This window comes from Methanobrevibacter sp. V14, assembly GCF_963082475.1.
Classification (GTDB): Archaea; Methanobacteriota; Methanobacteria; order Methanobacteriales; family Methanobacteriaceae; genus Methanocatella.
In genome coordinates this window covers 77850-98082 of the sequence record NZ_CAUJAM010000007.1, presented here as the reverse complement: position 1 = coordinate 98082, position 20233 = coordinate 77850, and the positions used below count along the sequence as shown (strand labels likewise).

The window sequence follows — 20233 nt, the reverse complement described above, 5'->3', positions numbered from 1 at the left end:
AAACACTTTAACAAGTATTTAATGTGTAATACTTTAGTTTACGTTATATTTAATAGTTTGCTAAGAGAGCATTTGCAATGTATTAAAAATTGATTTAAGTGTGTTAAAATTAGTATTTTCATGTAAATTTTTTTCAAATGAAAATAATGAAAAATTTATAAATTATGGTGTTTAGTTCTCTAGTGAAAATATGAAAAAAATGGGATTAATAATCATATCCCATGTCTAAAAGTTCATTTTCTTGCCTTTCTAACTCTTCAGCTTCTTTTTTAAGTGAATTTTTGAAGTATGAAGCAATATCCATGTCATCTCCATGAGTACGCCCTTGGAATTTGTCAATTTTAACCAGTGTTGGAATTTTTGTCATCAAACCTAGGACAACAGCTTCACCAACATTTAAAGATGGAAGCTGATTAATTAGGTCCTGGGATAAGCTTTCACTTGCTGATTGAACATGTTTTTGGTCTTCTGGTTCAACTAATCTCAAAATGATCATATTATTCATTTGGGATAATGCATCATGATCAACAGTTTTCGGTGATTGACTTACTAAACATAAACCTAAACCGAATTTACGCCCTTCTCTTGCAACTCTTTGAATCCAACGTTTTGAGTCTGAATCACGTTTGTTTGGAGCTAAAATATGAGCTTCTTCAACAATATAAAATACCGCATTGTCAAGTAGCTCTTCTTTATTTTTACTATGAGCTGCATCTTTAGATTTTTGAAGGGAGTTTCTAAGAATATGGCTTACAAGAACACTTGCAACTGATTCATCAACTTGGGACAAATCTAAGACATTTACATGGGCTTTTTTAATTGATGTTAAAATATTTCCAGTGTATTGGTCAAATAAATTAGAATATTTATCCATGGAATCGTCAATTTTATTCATAACATCAACAATCTGTTTATCTGACCCTTCAACTTGTGAATTATGTTCTAAGATATCATATATTAATTGCAGGAAGTTATTTTCATGAGCAACACCATCTTCAATTCTTTTTTTAGCTTCTTTAAATGCCATTCTAAAGTGCCTTTCCTGAATATATGCATTACTTGAAATGTTAACTAACTTTTTGATTTCATAAAAAGTCATGAATTTAGGATTTATTTTTGGTTTAATTACATTAACATCACCATTAGGGAATTGTGCTCCTTTATACTCCCCATGCATATCAAATACAAATACTGGCACATTATACGACAATAACTGATTTATCAATACAGATACTGTGTTTGACTTACCTGCACCGGTCATTGCAAGAATAGCCAAGTGTCTTGAAAGGATTGGATTTGCATCAACAGTAACATCCACATTGCTTTGATTAACTAATGTTCCAAGATTAATCGGATTTGCAACTTTAAATATTTCCTTTAAAATATCTGCATCAGCTAGTTGGATTTCAGTTCCCGGAAGGACAGGAGTTCTTGGTAGTCTCAAATTATCCTTTACATCTCCAAGGATTTTTACTTTTCCACGAATGTAATTATCCTCTACACCAATTTTAGAGATTTTTTGAATTGCTTTAAAATCATTAATATCAATATTTAAAGCGTCATTGCCCCTTACCAGATTTTCAACCATACCCAATACTCTTTTTCCATCATATTCCATTGTTACATATTGACCAACTTGTGGCATTTTATTAGAAATAAATGTTACTTCATTTAAATTAGTTTCACCAACACAGATTCCAACTACCATGACATCACTTCCCTATTTGTTGTCTCGTAAATTTTAGATATTTTCATTAATTCTTTCATGTTCCTATCAGTTATTACAACATCATTATGAGCTTTATTTAAAAGATAAGGATAACCTTGAACAGACAACACATTAATTTTACGAATAATCTCAAATACCTCCTCATTTGTTGCCCTGTACGGCAATTCAACTTTTAAAACATTTTTATTATCTTGAAAACGCACATAAAATATTGTAAATGTCAAACTCTTAAAAAAATCATTGAAAAATTGAAAAGCAGCATTTTTATAAACTTTCCTATGTTCAATGACCGTCATTCCTTGCTTTTTTGTAAATTTATCAAGAAATGCAATGTCTGGAATATTCCAATGGAACAGTTCATTGTCCGATGAAGTTTTAGAAATTGAAATTATTCTTTTTCTATACTGTAAAATTTCTTTTAATAAAATTATTTTTTCAATTGAAGCCAGATGAAGATTATATTCCTCTGTTTTGTCAATATCTTCTTTTGGAAGTTCCATTAACTTTAATGAATCTCTAAGTTCAGGAAATACCAAACCAAAATGCCTAACATCCAATCTTCTCTCAAACTCGGCCAAAAATGAATCATCCAAATTATCTTTAAGTTTTTTAGGTAATTTAGCACCTCTTGGAAAAGCATTCTCCAAATCTCCAAGAATTGATCCGTCAAACATATAATAATCCGCATCATAATCTTTAATTGCTCTTAAAGCACATTTTAACTCATAAATTGCCATATATGTACTTAAAAGTTCATCAAGAAATGATACATGAGAAACATCAAAAATGTCTGAATCATCAATTTTTTTAATCTCACCATCATAAATAATTGATTCAGCACCAACGGCGCAGAAATTAGTAGTTAAGAATTTTTTCTTATTAAAACTCCCATCTCCTGCTGCAATCGAAAATTTAGCAGTACTTTCACCTATCTGCCTTTCAAACCATCTATATTTTAATTTTGAATCAACATCCACTTCAGAAGCAATATCCCTGATAAATCCTCTTTTAGCAATGGCCTTTTCATATAATGAATTTAACATAATATCACTAATTAAATAATAGATTAATATATTAAAAAAAAGTTTAGCAAGAGCAGTTGAAAACTACTCCATAGAAGCTTTTAAGATAGCTCCAGTTAATTCTTGGATTTTAGCTTTAACATCATCAACTTCTTCAACAATAGTGCCTGTTACAATGATGTCTCCACCTGCTTTAGCTGCAGTATATGCTGCTCTAGCATCACGTATCCCTCCCCCAACAACAATAATCATATTGTCAGTTGCTTTTTTGGAATAAGCTACCATTTCTGGAGGAATTGGTTTATCCGCACCGGAACCTGCTTCAATATAAAAGAATTTTAACCCAAACATTTCAGCAGACATTACGTAAATGGCCGGTATTTTGGGTTTATTCCTAGGTACTAATTTAGCATCCCCAACCCAACCGACAGTTCCGCCAGGTTCGACAACCATATACGCCATAGGCAATATTTCGATTCCAGCAGCTTTAACTGAAGGTGCTGCAAGAGCTTGTGCACCGTTAATCCAATAAGGATTAGTTGAATTAACATAGCTCATATAAAAAATTCCATCAGCATATTTACTTACACTACTAGTATTTCCCGGAAAAATAATAATTGGCACCGCAATGTTTTCAGACAATATTTTACATGTATTGTCAACATCAACACCATTAACAGTTGAACCTCCAATCATAATACCGTCAGTTCCACCTTCAATAGCTTCAGTTGCAATTTTCAAGGCTTCTTCTGGGCTTTGTTCATCAGGATCTATTAAAGTAAAATGAAGTTTACGACTTTTTAGTATTTCTCTAATATAATTTTCAATGTTTTTCATAAGAATACCTAAAAATAGTTTTGTTTAAAATAATATTTAATGTTTTATAATAATGGGCATTCCTAGAAACTTAAGGCATTATTATTTTGATTGAAAATACTGCCAGTAGATTGAATTTGAATTTTTGCAAGTTTTATAAGGCACCGTCTAATTGCCATGACAGCATCATGTTTATTTAATCATTTGCAATCCATATTGAAGGATACTTCAAAATAACACTACAAATAAAACGAATTTATAGAACCATAAAAGGACAAATACAATAGATAATACTACAATAAATAGAAAACACCAGAAGATTTAAAAAATTTCTTCCAAAAAGAGTCCGCAACAAATCAGTTAAAACCCGATGCAAAAGTAATCTAATAAAAAACCAACATGCCTGCTAAAACTAGTTTTGGCAAACACCAAATATAAAAATAGTAAATAAATAAGAGAATAATAAACCTATCCTCTTTGTTCTTTAGCTTTAAATCTTAAACCTTTGTAACCGCATTTTCTACAAGTAGTAGCATCAGCAGGGTTACGAGCATTACATTTTAAGCAGATTTTTACATTAAACATTCTGTTTTCTGCTTCTTCAAATCTTGCCATTAATAACTCCTCCTATGAATCATGAAAACTTAATAAAATTAAATTGTTATGCCACACATAACTATTAATTAATTATCTTAATTTAATAGTATTTAAATGTTTAGTTAAATGTGTTAAAATAAGAAAAAATTTAATTAAATAAAAAAAATAGAAAGACAGAAGAAATACACTCCAAACAATTTTATTCAGTAACTAAAAATTCGTTTTGAGCTTTTACAACTTCTGCACTGGTATCTGCTTCACTATAAGCCTCAAGTAAATCATAATTAAGTTCAATAAATGTATGACCCCATTTATAACCCTCCATTAAGTCAATAGCTTCCTCTTTAAAACGTGTAATGTAAAGAGTTGCACTGATTGCCTCAACAGTTGATAATATACAAGCTTTTCCATAGTTTACCGGATTAGTTGCAATTAAAAAAGGCAGAGACCTATGGTATTTAGATAAAGAGAAGAATTTTTTAGAACTTGACACATCATTCCATGAACAGTCAAGTCCCACAATTCCTCTTCTTTGGACATGACGGTAGTCTTCATAGGATACAGCTTTTTCAGCATAAGGATTTAGAACAATTGCACCTGAAGGAATCTTATTAATATTATTAACAAGCCTGCATTTACCCATTTTTGCTAATTTAATGGATGTACATTTCTTCTTATCACATTCATTTGCATGAAAAACTGTAATCTTCATCTAACCATTACCTTTCAACGCAGAAGTATTTCCTGCTTTGTATTCCTTAATCAAATCCATTTGTTCATTAAACTGATCTTTGGTTAATCCAAACTCTTCATAAATTTTAGGAACATTTTTAGATTCTTTTAAAGTTATACTTTCAAGTAATGGCTCAACAAAATCAGTGTAAGACTCGCCATAGGTATTTAATGTTGCATTAATTTTTGAATCATTATCAATGATCATGTAGATTAAATAACCTTGCTTTTCACCTTGTGACTGGCAAATTATAATATTCATTGTCTCATTAGACTTAGTATCGTTTCCAGGTACCGCTTGAGAGAAGTAAATATTCCAATCATTACCGTTGATATTTCTTTTTTCTGGATTCATTATTCCTTGCAAGTAATAAATATCCATTAACTCTTCAGAATTATCAACTGTAGATATATTATATGTAATTTTATTTTTTTTATCCTTATATGAATGCATGAACTCTTTTTCATCATCTTCTAAGCTGACATTTCCAACAAAACTGCCTTCCATGAATTTTGTTTTGAATGGAGTAGTATTAGTTGGTGCAGCTTTCTCACCGTTTAACATTCCAGTAGAAAAAACCACTGCTGCAATTATACATATCACAACAACCACTACTGCAATTATAATTATATTTTTATTTTCCATTAAAAATACTCCTATAATAGTTAATAATATAATTTTAGTAAAAAGTCTTTAATATAAGTTTAGTTAGATATTTAAGTAGGTTATTTGTATGAATAAGAAAATCCAATATCAGATATTACTTATAATTTTAATAGCTATTGTAGTTATTAATTTAACAATTATTATTGGTGATGTTACTAAAAGCCCTGACAATACCTACAATGTTAAACGTGTTGGAAGTAATGTTAATGGTACTGTTTATAAGGTTGTAGCAGGCAATACCTCTTCTAACGAAACCATCGGGATAATTTTAGGTGTTCATCCAAGAGAGCATGAGATTCATGAAGAAATCAACAAGACCATTTACAATATTACTTCAGAAAATAGTACTCAGAATTTAACTAAAAAATACGTGATTTATTACGTTAAAACAAAAGAGAACATAACCTCTCATGATGAAACTCGTGCAGCTGGTGAAGAACTAGCTAATAAATACATTGTTCCTAATATTAAAGATGACAATCCGTTTTTAGTAATTGATATTCATGAGATTAATCCAACATATGAATATTCTAATTTTATATTTAGCTTATCCAATAGGACTGATAAAATTGATTCCTACATCTCTAATTTAACTAGAGACGTTAATCTTGTTGACTATGAGTTCCCTGAAGGTACCAGTCCTGAAAAGGTTACAAAACCGATTGCAAAAAAAGGCATTAACACTTTACTTATGGAAACAAGCATTATAGATTCCATGACTCAAAAACATCAAACTGCAGTGAATTTAATCAATTGTTTAGATAAATTAAGCCCGTGATAATATGATGAGTAAAAAACGTGGTATTTTAGTTGGTCGTATGCAACCTGTCCATAATGGACATGTGGAAGTTATTAAACAGATTTTAAATGAAGTAGATGAGATTGTTATTGGTATTGGAAGTGCACAGTTAAGTCATGAAGTTAAAGACCCGTTCACAGCAGGTGAAAGAATGGTTATGATGACTCAAGCACTGTCAGAAGAAAATATTGATCACTCCAAGTATTATATTATTCCAATGCAAGACATTAATTTCAATGCTGTATGGCCATCTCATATTAAAATGCTAACCCCTCCATTTAATATTGTTTATTCAGGCAATCCCTTAGTTAAACAATTATTTAAAGAGGAAGGATATGAGGTTAGACAACCTCTTTTATATGACCGTTTGCACTTATCTGGTACCGAAGTTAGACGTAGAATTTTAAATGATGAAAACTGGCAGGAACTAGTTCCCAATGCTACAGTTAAATTAATTAATGAAATTGACGGTGTTGAAAGAATTAAAAATTTATCTTTTAAGGAAGTAAGTGATATATAACATAAGTTATAGAATTTATTAGAGGAGATTATTATGGTTGTAAGAGTTATTGAAGCAAAAGAAGATAAAGTTACAACAGCCGATCTAATAGCTAATTTAAAAAAAAGTAATAAAATTGATTATTCCGGTGCGATTTTTACATTTGAAGGAATTGTACGTGGAAAAGAAGAAAACATGCATTTAGAAAAGTTGATTTTAACAACACCGGACAAACAAAAAACTCAAAAAGAAATTGAAAAAATTGTTGAAAATGCTAAGATCAAATATAATGTTCATGAAATATCTGTTATCCATTATATCGGTGAATTTTACACCGGCGATATGTTATTTTTAGTAGCGGTACTTGGTAATCATCGTGGCGAAACCCTTGATGCATTAAAAGAAGTTATTGAAACTGTAAAATACGATGTTGAATTCAAAAAAGAAGAAATTTCAAAAGAAGGTACAAAAACTATCCTTGCAGGAGGTTAAATTTTGACAATAATGTTTATAATAAGAGTAATTATATTATTCTTAATTATTTATGCTGTTGTGAAAAATCTAAAAACACTTTTAAAAGCAGCAGTAATTATTTTTGTTATTTTAATATTATTAGGATTAATAGGATATTAAATCCTATTTCCCAATAATCACTTCAGTGGATTTGATAATTGCACAAACCTCATCACCTTCACTTAAACCTAAGTTCTCTACTGACTCCTTAGTAATAGCAGCAGTAACAGTACTAGGTTCAGTTACTTCAATCTTAACGTTTGCCATAACGGCACCTTTATCTACACTGACAATTTTACCTTTTAATTGATTTCTTGCACTAAGTTCCATTTTTTCACCACATTATATTTTTATATTAATAAATTGTATCGAATTATATATAAATATTTCGCTTTTAGATGAATAAAGAATTTTAAAATCGATTACCTGATTTAATTCATATCGTAAAAAAGTATAATTTAATAATGATAAGAACGAATATGAAAATATGAACATCGAATTAGAATCAATTGGTACAATCCATACTGAATTCACCCAAATAGAAGGAATGCCAATTCAACCAACCGGAGCAAAAGGAATCAAAGGAACAATTGAAATAAAAGACAAATATGTAGACGGCATTAAAGACCTAGATGATTTCTCACATATCCATATACTCTATTTATTACACAAAGTCGAAGGATACTTGCTTGAAGTAAAACCTTTCATGGACAATGATACTCACGGTGTTTTTGCAACAAGATCTCCTAAAAGACCAAATAGAATAGGAATGAGTGTTGTAAAAGTAAATACAGTCGAAGGAAATACCATACATATTGAAAATGTTGATATTTTAGATGGAACACCCCTACTTGATATTAAACCATATGTTCCTCAATTATACGAAGACACAATCGATGAGTTAAAAATCGGCTGGTTTGAAACTAAACACCAAAAAGCAAAATCTCAAAAATCAGATGACAGATTTAAATAATCTATCTAACTTTTTAACATTGCCAATGCATATTCAAAACCCAGTTGCTATTCAGCAGAAAAATACTGACGGTTTTGGAATCTGAAGTAAAAATAAGGCAATTATTGCTGTTTTAATCGCCTTCTTTTACAAATAATATTATGCACTCTAAAGAATATGCAATAATTTAAATTTATAAATCATTTATAGCTTTAACTATTAATTGGATGGTGTTTTCAACATCTTCCATACTGCATACACTTACAGGAGTGTGTATGTAACGAGTAGGAACAGACAAAACACCAGTTGGAATGCCTTCACGAGTTAAGTGAATTGCTGTTCCATCAGTGGTTCCACCATCACTTACTTCCAGTTGATATGGAATTTCATTTTCATCACCGGCTTTAATAAGCATATCCTTAACGGATTGTTGGGTTAAAATTCCTCTTCCACTTGCATCTGCTAAAATAATAGCAGGACCTTTACCCATTACAACAGGCGCTTCTTCTGGTTTAATACCAGGGTGATCACCAGATAATGTTACATCAAGTGCAATTGCTAAATCTGGATTTAATTTAAATGCAGAAGTTTTAGCTCCTTTAAGACCTACCTCTTCTTGAACAGTGCCTACACCATATACAGTAGCTCTAGTTTCCACTCTTTTTAAAACTTCAACCATCACATAACACCCTACACGGTTGTCCAATGCTTTACCCATGACCAAATTATTAGGATATTCTTCAAATAATGAATTAAAGGTCATTTTGTCCCCAATTCTAACCATTTTTTCAGCATCTTCTTTGTCTTTTGCACCGATATCAATAAACATGTCAGTGTATTTAACAACTTTGTTTTTCTCTTCGGCGGTTGTTACATGAGGGGGTTTGGAACCAATTACACCTACAATCGGATCTGCAATTGAGGAGTGTATTGTCACAGTTTGATTCATTAGCATCTGGTCGTTTATTCCACCAATGTTAGAGAATTTAATAAATCCATTATCCTCAATGTATCTTACCATCAAACCAATTTCATCCATATGGGAAGCTAACATTACAGTAGGTGCCTTTTTTTCACCTTTTTTAGTTGCAATGAGGTTTCCCATACTGTCGGTTTCAATTGTATCAGCTACATCTTTAAGTTCACGTGTAATAATTTTAGCTATTTCTTCTTCTGAACCAGATACACCTGGCGCTAAAGATAGCTCTCTCATTAATTCCATCATATCACCAAATTAATTTTACTATTTAATGATATTTATAATTTAATGCCGCCTAAAAAATTTAACATTTTTATAATTCAATTTAGATATTTCTTATCAGGTGAGAGTATGTCAATTGTAAAAATATTTTTTAGTCCATCTGGGACCTGTAAAAAAGTAGCTGAGCAAATATGCAGTAATTTCAAACAAGACCAAAAAAGCTATAACCTACTGATTTTTAAATCATCTACAACTCTTTCAAGTGAAGACATTGCTGTTGTAGTAATGCCTGTTTTTTCTGGAAGAATACCTAAAACAGCACGTGAAAGGTTATCCCAAATAAAAGGAGACAATACGCCAGCAATAGCTATTGTAAATTATGGCAATACCCAAATTTCAGATTCATTACGTGAATTAGTTGACTTATTAGATGAAAATAACTTTAATGTTATTGCAGCAGGATCAACTGTGAGCCATCATTCTATTTTTGATGGCGTTGCTGTTGGAAGACCTGATAGTGAGGATATTGCAAAAATAGATAAATTTTCACAAAAATGTATTGAAAAATTAGAAACATGTGAAAGTTTATCTGCTGAAATTCCGGGAAATAAACCTTACAGCGATTATAAACAGTTACCCTTTGTTGTAAGCTGTGATGAATCAGTTTGTGTTTTTTGTTATGACTGTATAAATATTTGTCCTGAAAATGCAATTCCAGATGTTGATCCAATTGATATTGACCTAGATTTATGTACTAGATGTACAGCATGCATTAATATCTGTCCAGAAAATGCCCGTATGTTTTCTGGAGAAGCATTTGAAGCTAAAAAACCAGTGTTTGAAAGTGCAAATAGTGAAAGAAAAGAGCCTGAATTTTATTTATAAATTCTTCCTCTTTTTTGCAACTTTCCTAACATATTCATTTTCATCATTAATAGAAATGTCTCTCAATACTTTTTTACTTACTATTTTTTTAACTGCAGTTTCACGAATTCTCCATGAAGGGTCATTTCGTGCAATATCAGTTAGCATTTTTTGACTTCTGATTAATGAAACCGCCCTAACAGAGATATTTTCAGATATTTGTTGTTCATAAATTTTAAATAAACATTTTTCCACTTTAATCTTATTTAACACTTTAATGGAAAATTCTTCATCCTCATTAGCTAAAATTATACGGATTAATGTTTCTAAATCATCAATATTATCAAGAGTTGCTTTTCTAACAGATGCAACTTTAGCATTTTTCAAAACATCAATGAAGTTTTTCTCATCACCAATATGACCTAAAGCCACATTAGCTACATCCTCATAAGTTGAATTAATAGCAATGTAGGTAAAATCATCTTCACTGGTTAATGCAGGATTTGTTACTGCATGATTTCTTACAAAGGAATCTTCATCATTTAAAGCTATTTTAATTAATTCCTGAGGGTTAGACACGTTTTTAACTGCAATTTGGCGAACGAATCTGTCATCATCAGAGGATATGAGTTCTAACAGTACATCCTCATTAGTGATTTTTTTAACGGCTTCACTTCTTACAATGTTATCTGAATCATTTAAAGCTATTTGAGCAAGTAATTTGTCATTATCAAGTTTTTGAACCAGATCTAATTTAACATCGGATTTTTGTGAGTTCAAGGCGATTTTTTCCAAAATACCAATACTTTCAATTTTATCAAATATCAATGACCTTATTTTTGCATTATCCTCATTAAGTGCAATATTTGCTAGATTATCCTCATTTTTAATTTTTTTAACAGCTGCAAATTTAACTGAGTCATCCTTATCTTCAATGACAATTCTTTGAAGGATATCTTCGCTTATAAAAGATTTTTTCTCAATGCAGGATTTTTTTATTGATTTGTCTTTTGCTTTAAACACTAAATCATATAATACATTTGCATTTTCGATTTTTTCAATAGCCGCATTTCTATATTGCTTATCTTGAGCTTCTATTGCAATCGATTTAAGGGTTTCTTCATCAACAATTTTTTCAAATAGTTCATCAACTTTAGCACCTTTTTTGGTATTTATTACAATTTCTGCTATGGATTTATTGTTTTCACCAAGCCTTTCCCAGGCAAAACTTCTTACATCGAAAAATTGAGAGTTTTCAGCTGCATCCCTTAACAATCTTTCATCTTTTACTTTATTGATTGCAATTAATCTTATTACACGGTCCTTAACATTTTTAGATAAATCTAGTGCAACATATTGGTCAGTGATTTTATCAGCGGCAGTTGCTCTTTCATATCTGTCCTTACTACTTGTTGCAATTTTTTTTAAAATTAATTGATCTTCATCAATTTCAAAATCATCGGGGATGACTTTTTCTTGTTTAGATTCTTGTTTTTCATCATCATTTTTTTTAAATCTATCAAATAATCCCATTTTAATTTACATCCCTATACATTTTATCTAAAAAGCTCGCAAGTGAAATTACATCATGTGCATTGTGCTCTATTATTGGCACTACAGGACCTATATTATTCTTTTCCTTATAAGTATCCCAATATCCTGGAATATATTGACCCGGAACATCTCCTTCACGTTCAATACCGAACAGCTCTCTTTCAATTGTTTGCAATCGGCAATTAGGTAAGTCTTTAGCCCATAGGCGTTTTGCAAAATACATTAAATCCAGATGTGCTAAATCTAGGTTTGCATTGATTCTATTATATCTACATCTATTTTTTATAAAAGGTACATCAAAAGTTTTTCCGTTGAACGTTACATGTATAGAATCTTCATCCAAATGACTTAAATATGCATCAATAATGCTTGCCTCCTCATCATAGTCTTGCAAGAAGTATTGCGAGGAGATTATTTTATTGTTTTTGATCTCACCAACGCCTATTAAAATTATAGGCACATTTGACAATCCTTTTGTTTCAATATCCATGAATCTGAAGTTTTCACTGTCAGTTAAACTTATACATTTTATTATATTGTCCCTACATTCTTTTGAGTATTTATTATTGTCCAACACATCCAATAGCTCTGAAAAACTTAACTCAGCCATATTTCTAATGAATTTGGACGCAACATCTGAATATCTATCATGACAGGTTAATTCTTCGATTGTCATGTAACCTTTATTCTTAAGGTTCTCTTCTGTTTTAAGACCAATTCCCGGAAGTAATTTTAAATTACTGTTTATTTGATTTTTGAAATTATTATCTACAATGTTGAAGTTAATTTTTTCCTTTTTAGTTATTTTTAATACATCCCCATATGAGGTTCTACAACTCCTGCAATCCATTACATCTTTTAATGATTTATCTTCATATTTCATTAAAAGTTTCTCTTTTAAATCATTGAAATATGATGGAGATAATTTTCTAGCTTTATTTTTAACCTCATTTGAAGGGTTTTGTGAGCTTATTGAGTTAGATAAAGATTTCTTCAAATAATTTTCAAATTCATATTCATTCATCATTCAATTTAACTTTATGAACCTAATAATATAAATTTTTTAATAAAGTATATTTGAATTTTAATAAAATATAATAACATTTATATAGTGCTACAATCAAATAATATAATTGACTACAGTCGTAGTCAGAGAGATAGATTAAACAGCCAAATTAAAATTCATTTCTCTAAAGCTTGTAAAACAAGTTGGTAGGTAGTTAACTCAACTACCTAACCATCCCAAAACTTTAAAAATTCGTTTCTCTAAAGTTTAAAAATAAACCGTTAGGCAGTTAAACGATAAAACTCCAATACTGCCTAACTACCTAAACACTTATTTTAGTTAAAACCTTAGAAAAATATTAAATATTTCCAAAACAAAATATAATTAATTATAATCTAAGGTTAAAAAAAATGAAATTAAAATTAGCTATTATCTATGGAGTTTTAATATGGATTATCTCAACAATCTTAATACACCTATTAAACCCGATTTTTAATTCTAACCTTCCAGGAATCAATATTATTGTTCCAGTAATCACCATCATCGTTACTGGATTTTTTGGAATCCTATACATTCGAGATATTGAAACCAATGAAGTTATAGAAGGAATAATAGTTGGAATAATATTTGTTTTAATAGACACTATTCTTGATGCATTCATTCTTGTTTTACCCATCGCACAAAGCTCAATTACAGGAGATTATTCTCTACATATTATTTCAATTACAATAATTACATTATTGATAACAACGTTTTTAGGATACTTAGCGCAAATGACCATTGATTTAAAATAAGGAGATGAAAAAATGATACCAAAATCACATCCTCGCTATGAATCATTACTTTTAAGAGATAAAATGATAACTGCCTCAAAAGAAGGTTATTTAGCTGATTCAGCGATGATTGCCCATGGCAGAGGAGAAGCATTTGACTATTTAATTGGAGAGAAAACAACATATCCTGCTAAAAGAGCAATGTATGTAGCAGTAGCTGTTTTACTTTTATCAAATAATCCAGTGATTTCAGTTAATGGAAATACAACTGCACTTGCTTGTGATGAAATAATTGAACTTGCAAAAAGTGTTAAAGCAAAAATCGAAATTAATCTATTTTACCGTACCGACGATAGAGTGAAAATCATGACGCAAATCTATAAAGGCCATGGATATGATGAAATTTTAGGCACACTAGATGACGATATTGAATATTTAAATGAAATTGAAAATAATAGGGCATCTGCTAGTAAAACTGGAATATACAGTGCCGATACAATATTAATTCCATTGGAAGATGGAGACCGGGCTGAAATATTAAAGAAAACTGGTAAAAATATAATTACCATTGATTTAAATCCACTATCAAGAACATCAAAGATGTCTGATGTGTCAATTATGGACAATATTGTTCGTGCAATTCCATTTATGACAAAAATAGCTGAAGATTTAAAAACACAAGACAAAGCTGTGCTTATGGAAATGGTTAATGAATTTGATAATGATGAAAATCTTAAAGAATCCTTACAACAAATTAGATTAAAAGAGTGAAAATAATGCAAGTAATGGGAATATCTGGTTTACCCGGATCTGGAAAAAGTTTAGTTTCTGATATGGCAATTGAAAAAGGTGCACTAATCGTTAGTATGGGAGATATTATACGTGAAGAAGCTAAAAAAAGGGGAGAAAGTACAAAGGAAACCGCTCAAAATTTAAGAGCGGAACATGGAGAATATATTGTATCTGAATTAACTATCAAAAAAATCAAAGAAATTCAACAACAAAACAAGACCCACACCATTATTGTTGAAGGCATTAGAAGCCCACAAGAAGTCAATATGTTTAAAAAGAACTTTGATAATTTTATTATTCTCTCAATTTTTGCAAATCCAAAATTACGCTTTGAAAGACTATTAAATAGAATGAGGGAAGATGATTCTCAAGATTATAATGAATTTAAAAGAAGAGATAAAATGGAATTAGATTTCGGCATCGGTACTGTTATTTCACTCTCAGATAAAATTATTATTAACGAAAATGATTTAGAAAGCTATCAGAAAGAAATTAATAGCTTTTTTGATGAAATCAATCTAAAATAGCATCTTCGATAATATAAACACCACTATCTAGATGCCATTCTTTTTTATATTTTAATATTTTGATTTTCTTTTTAAAAATAGGGCCATCAATTGCAAGGGTTTCAGCTTCACCACCTTCAAAAGCAATATCAACACCATACTTTTCATTTAAAACTAAAAGCTCATCTATTGTTTCATCGTCAATTATTCTACCCAGCCAAGATTCATCCAATCCCCAAGCGGCAACACCACAAATCATGATTTTAAACCCCAAATCAACAATTTTGCGCATGTATTCAAGTTCATTGACATGCCAATATGGGGAAATTATCTTTAAACCGACTTCAATGCCCAATTTTTCAATTCTAGATTTTTGATAAGTAGAATAAAGCGCTCCGGTATATACTGCTTCAACACCTAAATTCTTAAGGTTGGCAAAAGCATTCCTTAAATCATCAAGCTCCTCTTCTTTAACGCCTTCAGTATCCACCGAAATCATGGGAATATCAAGTGCCTGTGATAGCAAATCAGCAATATGAATATTGGGGACATGGAACATATAGGACTCATCATTCTTAGATTTAACAGAAAGAAGATACTTGACATCCTCTTTTGCATCCAAAGCAGCATATAATGCCATAGTGCTGTCTTTGCCTCCAGAAAATAATATTGCAACATCCATATTATCGTTTACGTTTAGTATTTATAGCCTTTTTAAATCTTCTATAAGCTGGAACAACAGAATCCATATAAATTCCAATTATTGCAACAATAATTCCAAAGCCGCCGCATACTAAAATAAATTCAAAATTTGAAAGCATTGATGAGTTTGTACTATTAATAGTGTCCTGAACAGGGCCTTCAATCTTAGTTGGTACCACCCCATATTCAAGTAAAACTTCTTTAAATTTATCGAGTTGTGATGAATCAATAACTAAAACTGCTTTAATTTGAGCATATGAAATTGTTTCACCATATACTAATTTATACCAATCTGAAAAAGATTTTAAAGCTTGTGAAGATGTATAATTATCCTCAAGTTCAATATTGATCTTATTGGAAGTTACATTATAATTTTTGTAATGCGAATCAATATTTCCAACTATTCCATCAAAGTAATCATGCTCCTTTTGATTGAATCCCCACATCGGTATCGAAATCGAAGTTTCATCATATGATTTAAAACCTTCCATTTTAGATAATTCATCATGTAGTTTATTCGTATCTAGTGAAGATGATAAATCTAAATATAAAGTCTCTTCATTATTAGGTATATTTTTCTCAACAAAACTTGTTATTTCAGGCAACTCTTCATAAATCGGTTGTAAAAAGAATGCACCTCCTACAGCACCAATGAAAAATGCTACTACAAGTACTAAAAGAATTTCACGCTTGGGCATGAAGTGTCTCAACATACCTATTGAAAAGACAAAAATCATCATTATAATGAATAAAACTAGATAAATAATTGTCATTAAAATATCCATAAATTCACACGCCATTTTAATTTATATGTTAAATATTAAATATGGTGGTTAAAATAATTTTGTATAAATATACATATTTTCACTATCTGCCGGCCATTCAACGATTATTGTGTTTTCACCTTTATTTAAATGAATATTGGTTTTTTCAAGAGTTGATTTATAATTAATCTTAATCAGTTTAGATGAACCACTTTTAAGTTTTAAATTGCATGAAATGTAATTATTTGCAACACTGACCTTAATGTCTCTTGGAGATATAATTTCAATGCTTTGTTTTGATCCTTGACCTTCGCCATAAACTTTCTCTATGCCATGAGTTATTTTAGATAAATCTGATTGAAAACTCAAAGCATCTGAGACATCCAAAGTATTTTCAACACTTTGTTGTGTTAAAGGTATTGTAAAAACAGCTAATAGAATTAAGGATATTGCAAATATCAAAATATACTCTAAGGCCACTTGTCCTTTATTATCATTAACCATTATATCACCAACACCATGTTTTTTGCAAATAACATCATAATATCTCCAAAAAATATAGCTATTAACAGTCCTATCAAAATTGAGGGAGTGAATGGATATGCCAATTTTACCGAAATTATATTCCCAATGAACTTTTCAGTGCTCATTACCTTAATTAGTGTCATTTCCTCTTTTGTGATGCCTCCTGCACTTTGGGATTTAAAATAGTATTTAAATCCATCATCTTCTTTATTTTCAAATATTTCAAGATTGCCATTTAATTCAGCGATTAACTCTATGATTTTATCATCATTAAAATAAAAGTTATTTACAATTGCCCCTTCCTTTAAATCCTTTATTGCAATAGTCTTATTAAGAGATGAATGAATTAACCTCCTTAAGTTTTCAACATTTAGCAAAGTTATGATAAATAACGGATTATCCTTAAAATCATCATTTTTACTAATCAAATAAATTAAAAAGAAAATTAAAAATGGGAATGAAACTAAAATGCTGTTTAAGATTACACTAAAAGCAAATGGATATATTGACAATTTAGGAAAAATATTCAAAAAGTCAATGTTTAATCCTATCGGTATTACTGTGGCAATGGCTGTGAATAACTTAACATCACCACCTCCCCAAATTTTCAATATCCAAAACATATAAGTTATACAATATGTTACAAACATTGAAATAAATGAAGCTAAAATGAATTTAATATTGTTTGAAATTATTGATAAAATCAGATTTGAAATTAAACCAAAAAACAGCAAAGAATATGTCAATTTATCAGGAACAATATTGCTTTTAACATCAAAAATTACAGCCAAAATTGAAAATAAAATTGTTATTATTATCTGAATTAGAAATATAGAGCTGAAAAACATGATTGTAATATTAAACTTTCGGATATATTAATTAGATAGAATCAAAGCTAGTAAAATTGATTTCAACTTAAAAAATTGTAAAGTGTCTGGAAAAACTAATTCATTTTTGGGCCTTAAGACATTAAATATTTTTAATCTAAATTCCAGCAAACATCTATAACAAACAAAAAACCAACAACAAGCAATGCCTAGCTTAATAAATGTCTTTTGAAAAAATATAGGACAAATGCTGTAAAAAATACAGGATAAAATTAAAAAAATAAAATTAATTTTTAGAATACTCTTTAATAGCTTCTAAAAATGATTTAAATAATGGATGTGGTCTATTAGGTCTTGATTTAAATTCCGGATGGAATTGGCAACCGATAGCCCAAGAATGATTTGGCAATTCAATAATCTCTACTAAAAAGTCATCATGACTAGTTCCGGAAATTATTAAACCTTTTTCTTGCAACTCTTCTCTGAAATCATTGTTGAACTCATATCTATGTCTGTGACGTTCCTCAATATCACTTTCACCATAAGCTTCATAAGTTTTAGTGCCTTTCCTGATTTTACAATCATAAGAACCCAAACGCATAGTTCCACCCATGTCTTTGATTTTCTTTTGCTCTTCCATCATATCAATAACCGGAAACTCCAAATTATCATCAAATTCAGAACTGTTTGCATCAGGATATCCATTTCTTCTTGCAAACTGGGTTACCATAGACTGCATTCCAAGACAAATTCCAAATAGTGGAACATTATTCTCAATAGCATAGTCTATTGCATCTAATTTGCCTTCAAAACCACGTTCTCCAAAACCTCCAGGAACCAATATGCCGTCAAAACTTTTTAAAGCATTTTTGTCCAATTTTTCAACATCAGAGCTTAAATATTTAATATTAGCTTTAACACCGACACTTGCAGCTGCATGCAGCAGAGATTCACGAATGCTAATATATGAATCTTCAAGTTCAACATATTTCCCAACAATACCAATAGTAACTTGAGGATCCTGAATTCTTAAAGAATCAACAATTTTAGCCCAATCATCTAATTTAGAAGAATCCGGTTCAATATCAAGACCAATTCTATTAACAATTAACTCGCCAATATTGCGTTCTTCTAAAACTAAAGGAACCTCGTAAATTGTAACTGCATCAGGAGTATTCACTACAGCATTTACATCCACATCACAAAAGTGAGCCACTTTAGCTAAAAGTGCATCATCAATGTGTTCTTGTGATCTACATACAATAACATCAGGATTGATACCTACACTTCTTAATTCTTTTGTAGAATGTTGAGTCGGTTTGGTTTTAAATTCTCCAGCTGCATTTAGGTAGGGAATAAATGTAACATGGACAAACATAACGTTTTCTCGACCTTCCTCATTTCTAAGTTGTCTTAATGCTTCAAGGAAAGGCTGACTTTCAATATCGCCAACAGTACCTCCAAGCTCGATTAAAACTACATCGTAATTATCATCACTTTCAGAAGTTATCCTAATCATTTCTTTGATGCGATTGGTAATATGCGGAATTACTTGTACACATTCGCCAAGATATCCTCCTTCACGTTCTTTAGCAATTACAGATTCATAAACTTTGCCCGTTGTAATATTTGCTAGTCCTTTAAGTTCAACATCTAAAAATCTTTCATAATGTCCAAGATCCAAGTCAGTTTCCATACCATCTGAAGTAACATATACTTCACCATGCTGATATGGATTGAGTGTTCCGGAATCCCAGTTTAAATAAGGGTCTATCTTAATAGCTGAAACTTTCAAACCATAAGACCTTAAAATTCTACCCATAGATGCAGAGGTTATGCCTTTTCCGATTGAACTAACAACCCCACCAGTTATAATTATATACTTTGTCAGAAAAATCTCTCCAATTAATTATATTATAATTTTAGTATTTCATCGTATATAAAAATTTTAATTTATCTAAAAAATTATCTTTCAAAAACATGTGGTATAATCTTATTAACATTTTCGAGGATATTTTATCATCTGCTATTTTTCCAATAATATAACTTATTTGCAATAGATCTTGAAGTTTCATCAAACTGATACTGGCCATCACCACCATAATTTGCAAAATAATGGGATTTTACAAATTCAAAACAGGTATCATCAGGGTCTGTTTGGCCATTGCCTCTGCGACAAATCATTCCATAGGATGCACCATAAGGACTTACACTCCAATATGTACAATTTAAACAGATTTCCTCTCCATTATTTATCATTGAATCGTAATCTGGTTCATCTTGCCAAATATCCATTTCCTCATCATCTGAAGTGTCTATAAATTCTCTGCAGCAATCACAATAATCATCTTCATCAAGTTCATTACCACAATTAGGACAGTACATAATTATCA

General features: G+C 30.4%; 24 protein-coding genes. 8 read left to right on the top strand and 16 right to left on the bottom strand.

Annotated elements, in window-relative coordinates; translation table 11 throughout:
* Positions 1-205: 205 nt before the first annotated feature.
* From Q9968_RS04475 to Q9968_RS04450, 6 genes are all read right to left on the bottom strand, one after another.
* Entirely contained in the window at positions 206-1708 is a 1503-nt protein-coding gene (locus tag Q9968_RS04475) for an ATP-binding protein (protein WP_305513880.1), read from the bottom strand.
* Positions 1702-2772: a DNA double-strand break repair nuclease NurA gene (locus tag Q9968_RS04470; protein ID WP_305513878.1), complete on the bottom strand. Its 1071-nt coding sequence runs from the start codon at positions 2770-2772 to the stop codon at positions 1702-1704. The genes Q9968_RS04475 and Q9968_RS04470 overlap by 7 nt, the downstream gene beginning before the upstream one ends.
* A gap of 63 nt (positions 2773-2835) precedes the next feature.
* Positions 2836-3588 (bottom strand): geranylgeranylglyceryl/heptaprenylglyceryl phosphate synthase, encoded by a 753-nt coding sequence (locus Q9968_RS04465; protein WP_305513877.1) that lies wholly within the window; start codon positions 3586-3588, stop codon positions 2836-2838.
* Between the two features lie 447 nt (positions 3589-4035).
* The gene (locus tag Q9968_RS04460; protein ID WP_305513876.1) at positions 4036-4182 is read right to left on the bottom strand and encodes a 50S ribosomal protein L40e; all 147 of its coding nucleotides are present in this window, start codon (positions 4180-4182) and stop codon (positions 4036-4038) included.
* Positions 4183-4363: 181 nt separating this feature from the next.
* The gene (locus Q9968_RS04455; protein WP_305513873.1) at positions 4364-4876 is read right to left on the bottom strand and encodes a DUF367 family protein; all 513 of its coding nucleotides are present in this window, start codon (positions 4874-4876) and stop codon (positions 4364-4366) included.
* Positions 4877-5542, bottom strand: coding sequence for a hypothetical protein (locus Q9968_RS04450; RefSeq protein ID WP_305513868.1), 666 nt, complete (start codon positions 5540-5542; stop codon positions 4877-4879). It lies immediately after the preceding gene.
* An 88-nt stretch (positions 5543-5630) separates the two neighbouring features.
* Between Q9968_RS04450 and Q9968_RS04445 the strand changes: the two genes are divergently transcribed.
* Genes Q9968_RS04445 through Q9968_RS04435 form a run of 3 tightly spaced genes read left to right on the top strand, consistent with a single transcriptional unit; the run spans position 5631 to position 7353 of the window.
* The gene (locus Q9968_RS04445; RefSeq protein WP_305513866.1) at positions 5631-6341 is read left to right on the top strand and encodes a hypothetical protein; all 711 of its coding nucleotides are present in this window, start codon (positions 5631-5633) and stop codon (positions 6339-6341) included.
* Positions 6342-6348: 7 nt separating this feature from the next.
* Positions 6349-6882 carry a nicotinamide-nucleotide adenylyltransferase gene (locus Q9968_RS04440; protein WP_305514350.1) on the top strand — a complete coding sequence of 178 codons (534 nt, stop codon included), beginning with the start codon at positions 6349-6351 and terminating at the stop codon, positions 6880-6882.
* Between the two features lie 33 nt (positions 6883-6915).
* Positions 6916-7353 (top strand): molybdenum cofactor biosynthesis protein MoaE, encoded by a 438-nt coding sequence (locus Q9968_RS04435; RefSeq protein ID WP_305513864.1) that lies wholly within the window; start codon positions 6916-6918, stop codon positions 7351-7353.
* A gap of 144 nt (positions 7354-7497) precedes the next feature.
* Here Q9968_RS04435 and Q9968_RS04430 read toward each other — a convergent pair whose 3' ends face one another.
* The gene (locus Q9968_RS04430) at positions 7498-7704 is read right to left on the bottom strand and encodes a molybdopterin-binding protein (RefSeq protein WP_305513862.1); all 207 of its coding nucleotides are present in this window, start codon (positions 7702-7704) and stop codon (positions 7498-7500) included.
* Positions 7705-7861: 157 nt separating this feature from the next.
* On the opposite strand from Q9968_RS04430, the gene tsaA reads away from it, so the two are divergent.
* Entirely contained in the window at positions 7862-8347 is a 486-nt protein-coding gene (gene tsaA / locus Q9968_RS04425) for a tRNA (N6-threonylcarbamoyladenosine(37)-N6)-methyltransferase TrmO (RefSeq protein ID WP_305513860.1), read from the top strand.
* A 172-nt stretch (positions 8348-8519) separates the two neighbouring features.
* Here tsaA and Q9968_RS04420 read toward each other — a convergent pair whose 3' ends face one another.
* Positions 8520-9551 carry a M42 family metallopeptidase gene (locus Q9968_RS04420; protein WP_305513858.1) on the bottom strand — a complete coding sequence of 344 codons (1032 nt, stop codon included), beginning with the start codon at positions 9549-9551 and terminating at the stop codon, positions 8520-8522.
* A 105-nt stretch (positions 9552-9656) separates the two neighbouring features.
* On the opposite strand from Q9968_RS04420, the gene Q9968_RS04415 reads away from it, so the two are divergent.
* On the top strand, positions 9657-10412 hold the full coding sequence (locus tag Q9968_RS04415) for a 4Fe-4S binding protein (RefSeq protein WP_305513856.1): 756 nt from the start codon (positions 9657-9659) through the stop codon (positions 10410-10412).
* On the opposite strand, the gene Q9968_RS04410 is transcribed toward Q9968_RS04415, so the two are convergent.
* On the bottom strand, positions 10407-11924 hold the full coding sequence (locus tag Q9968_RS04410) for a HEAT repeat domain-containing protein (protein WP_305513854.1): 1518 nt from the start codon (positions 11922-11924) through the stop codon (positions 10407-10409). The two genes, Q9968_RS04415 and Q9968_RS04410, sit on opposite strands and share 6 nt — an antisense overlap.
* Before the next feature lies 1 nt (position 11925).
* Entirely contained in the window at positions 11926-12972 is a 1047-nt protein-coding gene (locus Q9968_RS04405) for a ribonuclease H-like domain-containing protein (protein WP_305513852.1), read from the bottom strand.
* A 389-nt stretch (positions 12973-13361) separates the two neighbouring features.
* Here Q9968_RS04405 and Q9968_RS04400 point away from each other — a divergent pair, with 389 nt between their 5' ends.
* Genes Q9968_RS04400 through Q9968_RS04390 form a run of 3 tightly spaced genes read left to right on the top strand, consistent with a single transcriptional unit; the run spans position 13362 to position 15043 of the window.
* Entirely contained in the window at positions 13362-13745 is a 384-nt protein-coding gene (locus tag Q9968_RS04400; protein ID WP_305513850.1) for a hypothetical protein, read from the top strand.
* A gap of 12 nt (positions 13746-13757) precedes the next feature.
* A complete protein-coding gene (locus Q9968_RS04395) occupies positions 13758-14495 on the top strand; it encodes a phosphopantothenate/pantothenate synthetase (protein ID WP_305513848.1) in 738 nt (245 codons plus the stop codon).
* Between the two features lie 5 nt (positions 14496-14500).
* Positions 14501-15043 (top strand): nucleoside monophosphate kinase, encoded by a 543-nt coding sequence (locus Q9968_RS04390; protein ID WP_305513846.1) that lies wholly within the window; start codon positions 14501-14503, stop codon positions 15041-15043.
* On the opposite strand, the gene Q9968_RS04385 is transcribed toward Q9968_RS04390, so the two are convergent.
* From Q9968_RS04385 to Q9968_RS04360, 6 genes are all read right to left on the bottom strand, one after another.
* Positions 15030-15704 carry a TIGR00289 family protein gene (locus Q9968_RS04385; RefSeq protein WP_305513844.1) on the bottom strand — a complete coding sequence of 225 codons (675 nt, stop codon included), beginning with the start codon at positions 15702-15704 and terminating at the stop codon, positions 15030-15032. The genes Q9968_RS04390 and Q9968_RS04385 overlap by 14 nt on opposite strands.
* 1 nt (position 15705) lies before the next feature.
* A complete protein-coding gene (locus Q9968_RS04380; RefSeq protein ID WP_305513842.1) occupies positions 15706-16497 on the bottom strand; it encodes a hypothetical protein in 792 nt (263 codons plus the stop codon).
* A gap of 60 nt (positions 16498-16557) precedes the next feature.
* Positions 16558-16992 (bottom strand): class III signal peptide-containing protein, encoded by a 435-nt coding sequence (locus Q9968_RS04375; protein WP_305513839.1) that lies wholly within the window; start codon positions 16990-16992, stop codon positions 16558-16560.
* Positions 16992-17861, bottom strand: coding sequence for a prepilin peptidase (locus Q9968_RS04370; protein ID WP_305513837.1), 870 nt, complete (start codon positions 17859-17861; stop codon positions 16992-16994). The genes Q9968_RS04375 and Q9968_RS04370 overlap by 1 nt, the downstream gene beginning before the upstream one ends.
* Positions 17862-18126: 265 nt before the next feature.
* On the bottom strand, positions 18127-19746 hold the full coding sequence (locus Q9968_RS04365) for a CTP synthase (protein WP_305514348.1): 1620 nt from the start codon (positions 19744-19746) through the stop codon (positions 18127-18129).
* 113 nt (positions 19747-19859) lie between these two features.
* The gene (locus tag Q9968_RS04360; protein WP_305513835.1) at positions 19860-20225 is read right to left on the bottom strand and encodes a hypothetical protein; all 366 of its coding nucleotides are present in this window, start codon (positions 20223-20225) and stop codon (positions 19860-19862) included.
* Between the last annotated feature and the right edge of the window lie 8 nt (positions 20226-20233).

Coding starts and splice junctions, on each gene's coding strand:
- Q9968_RS04460 (WP_305513876.1), bottom strand. CDS start 4,182: ATGGCAAGATTTGAAGAAGCAGAAAACAGAATGTTTAATGTAAAAATC.
- Q9968_RS04400 (WP_305513850.1), top strand. CDS start 13,362: ATGAAATTAAAATTAGCTATTATCTATGGAGTTTTAATATGGATTATC.
- Q9968_RS04455 (WP_305513873.1), bottom strand. CDS start 4,876: ATGAAGATTACAGTTTTTCATGCAAATGAATGTGATAAGAAGAAATGT.
- Q9968_RS04465 (WP_305513877.1), bottom strand. CDS start 3,588: ATGAAAAACATTGAAAATTATATTAGAGAAATACTAAAAAGTCGTAAA.
- Q9968_RS04415 (WP_305513856.1), top strand. CDS start 9,657: ATGTCAATTGTAAAAATATTTTTTAGTCCATCTGGGACCTGTAAAAAA.
- Q9968_RS04440 (WP_305514350.1), top strand. CDS start 6,349: ATGAGTAAAAAACGTGGTATTTTAGTTGGTCGTATGCAACCTGTCCAT.
- Q9968_RS04410 (WP_305513854.1), bottom strand. CDS start 11,924: ATGGGATTATTTGATAGATTTAAAAAAAATGATGATGAAAAACAAGAA.
- tsaA (WP_305513860.1), top strand. CDS start 7,862: ATGAACATCGAATTAGAATCAATTGGTACAATCCATACTGAATTCACC.
- Q9968_RS04375 (WP_305513839.1), bottom strand. CDS start 16,992: ATGGTTAATGATAATAAAGGACAAGTGGCCTTAGAGTATATTTTGATA.
- Q9968_RS04360 (WP_305513835.1), bottom strand. CDS start 20,225: ATGTACTGTCCTAATTGTGGTAATGAACTTGATGAAGATGATTATTGT.
- Q9968_RS04475 (WP_305513880.1), bottom strand. CDS start 1,708: ATGGTAGTTGGAATCTGTGTTGGTGAAACTAATTTAAATGAAGTAACA.
- Q9968_RS04370 (WP_305513837.1), bottom strand. CDS start 17,861: ATGTTTTTCAGCTCTATATTTCTAATTCAGATAATAATAACAATTTTA.
- Q9968_RS04435 (WP_305513864.1), top strand. CDS start 6,916: ATGGTTGTAAGAGTTATTGAAGCAAAAGAAGATAAAGTTACAACAGCC.
- Q9968_RS04445 (WP_305513866.1), top strand. CDS start 5,631: ATGAATAAGAAAATCCAATATCAGATATTACTTATAATTTTAATAGCT.
- Q9968_RS04420 (WP_305513858.1), bottom strand. CDS start 9,551: ATGATGGAATTAATGAGAGAGCTATCTTTAGCGCCAGGTGTATCTGGT.
- Q9968_RS04395 (WP_305513848.1), top strand. CDS start 13,758: ATGATACCAAAATCACATCCTCGCTATGAATCATTACTTTTAAGAGAT.
- Q9968_RS04470 (WP_305513878.1), bottom strand. CDS start 2,772: ATGTTAAATTCATTATATGAAAAGGCCATTGCTAAAAGAGGATTTATC.
- Q9968_RS04385 (WP_305513844.1), bottom strand. CDS start 15,704: ATGGATGTTGCAATATTATTTTCTGGAGGCAAAGACAGCACTATGGCA.
- Q9968_RS04430 (WP_305513862.1), bottom strand. CDS start 7,704: ATGGAACTTAGTGCAAGAAATCAATTAAAAGGTAAAATTGTCAGTGTA.
- Q9968_RS04450 (WP_305513868.1), bottom strand. CDS start 5,542: ATGGAAAATAAAAATATAATTATAATTGCAGTAGTGGTTGTTGTGATA.
- Q9968_RS04405 (WP_305513852.1), bottom strand. CDS start 12,972: ATGATGAATGAATATGAATTTGAAAATTATTTGAAGAAATCTTTATCT.
- Q9968_RS04380 (WP_305513842.1), bottom strand. CDS start 16,497: ATGACAATTATTTATCTAGTTTTATTCATTATAATGATGATTTTTGTC.
- Q9968_RS04390 (WP_305513846.1), top strand. CDS start 14,501: ATGCAAGTAATGGGAATATCTGGTTTACCCGGATCTGGAAAAAGTTTA.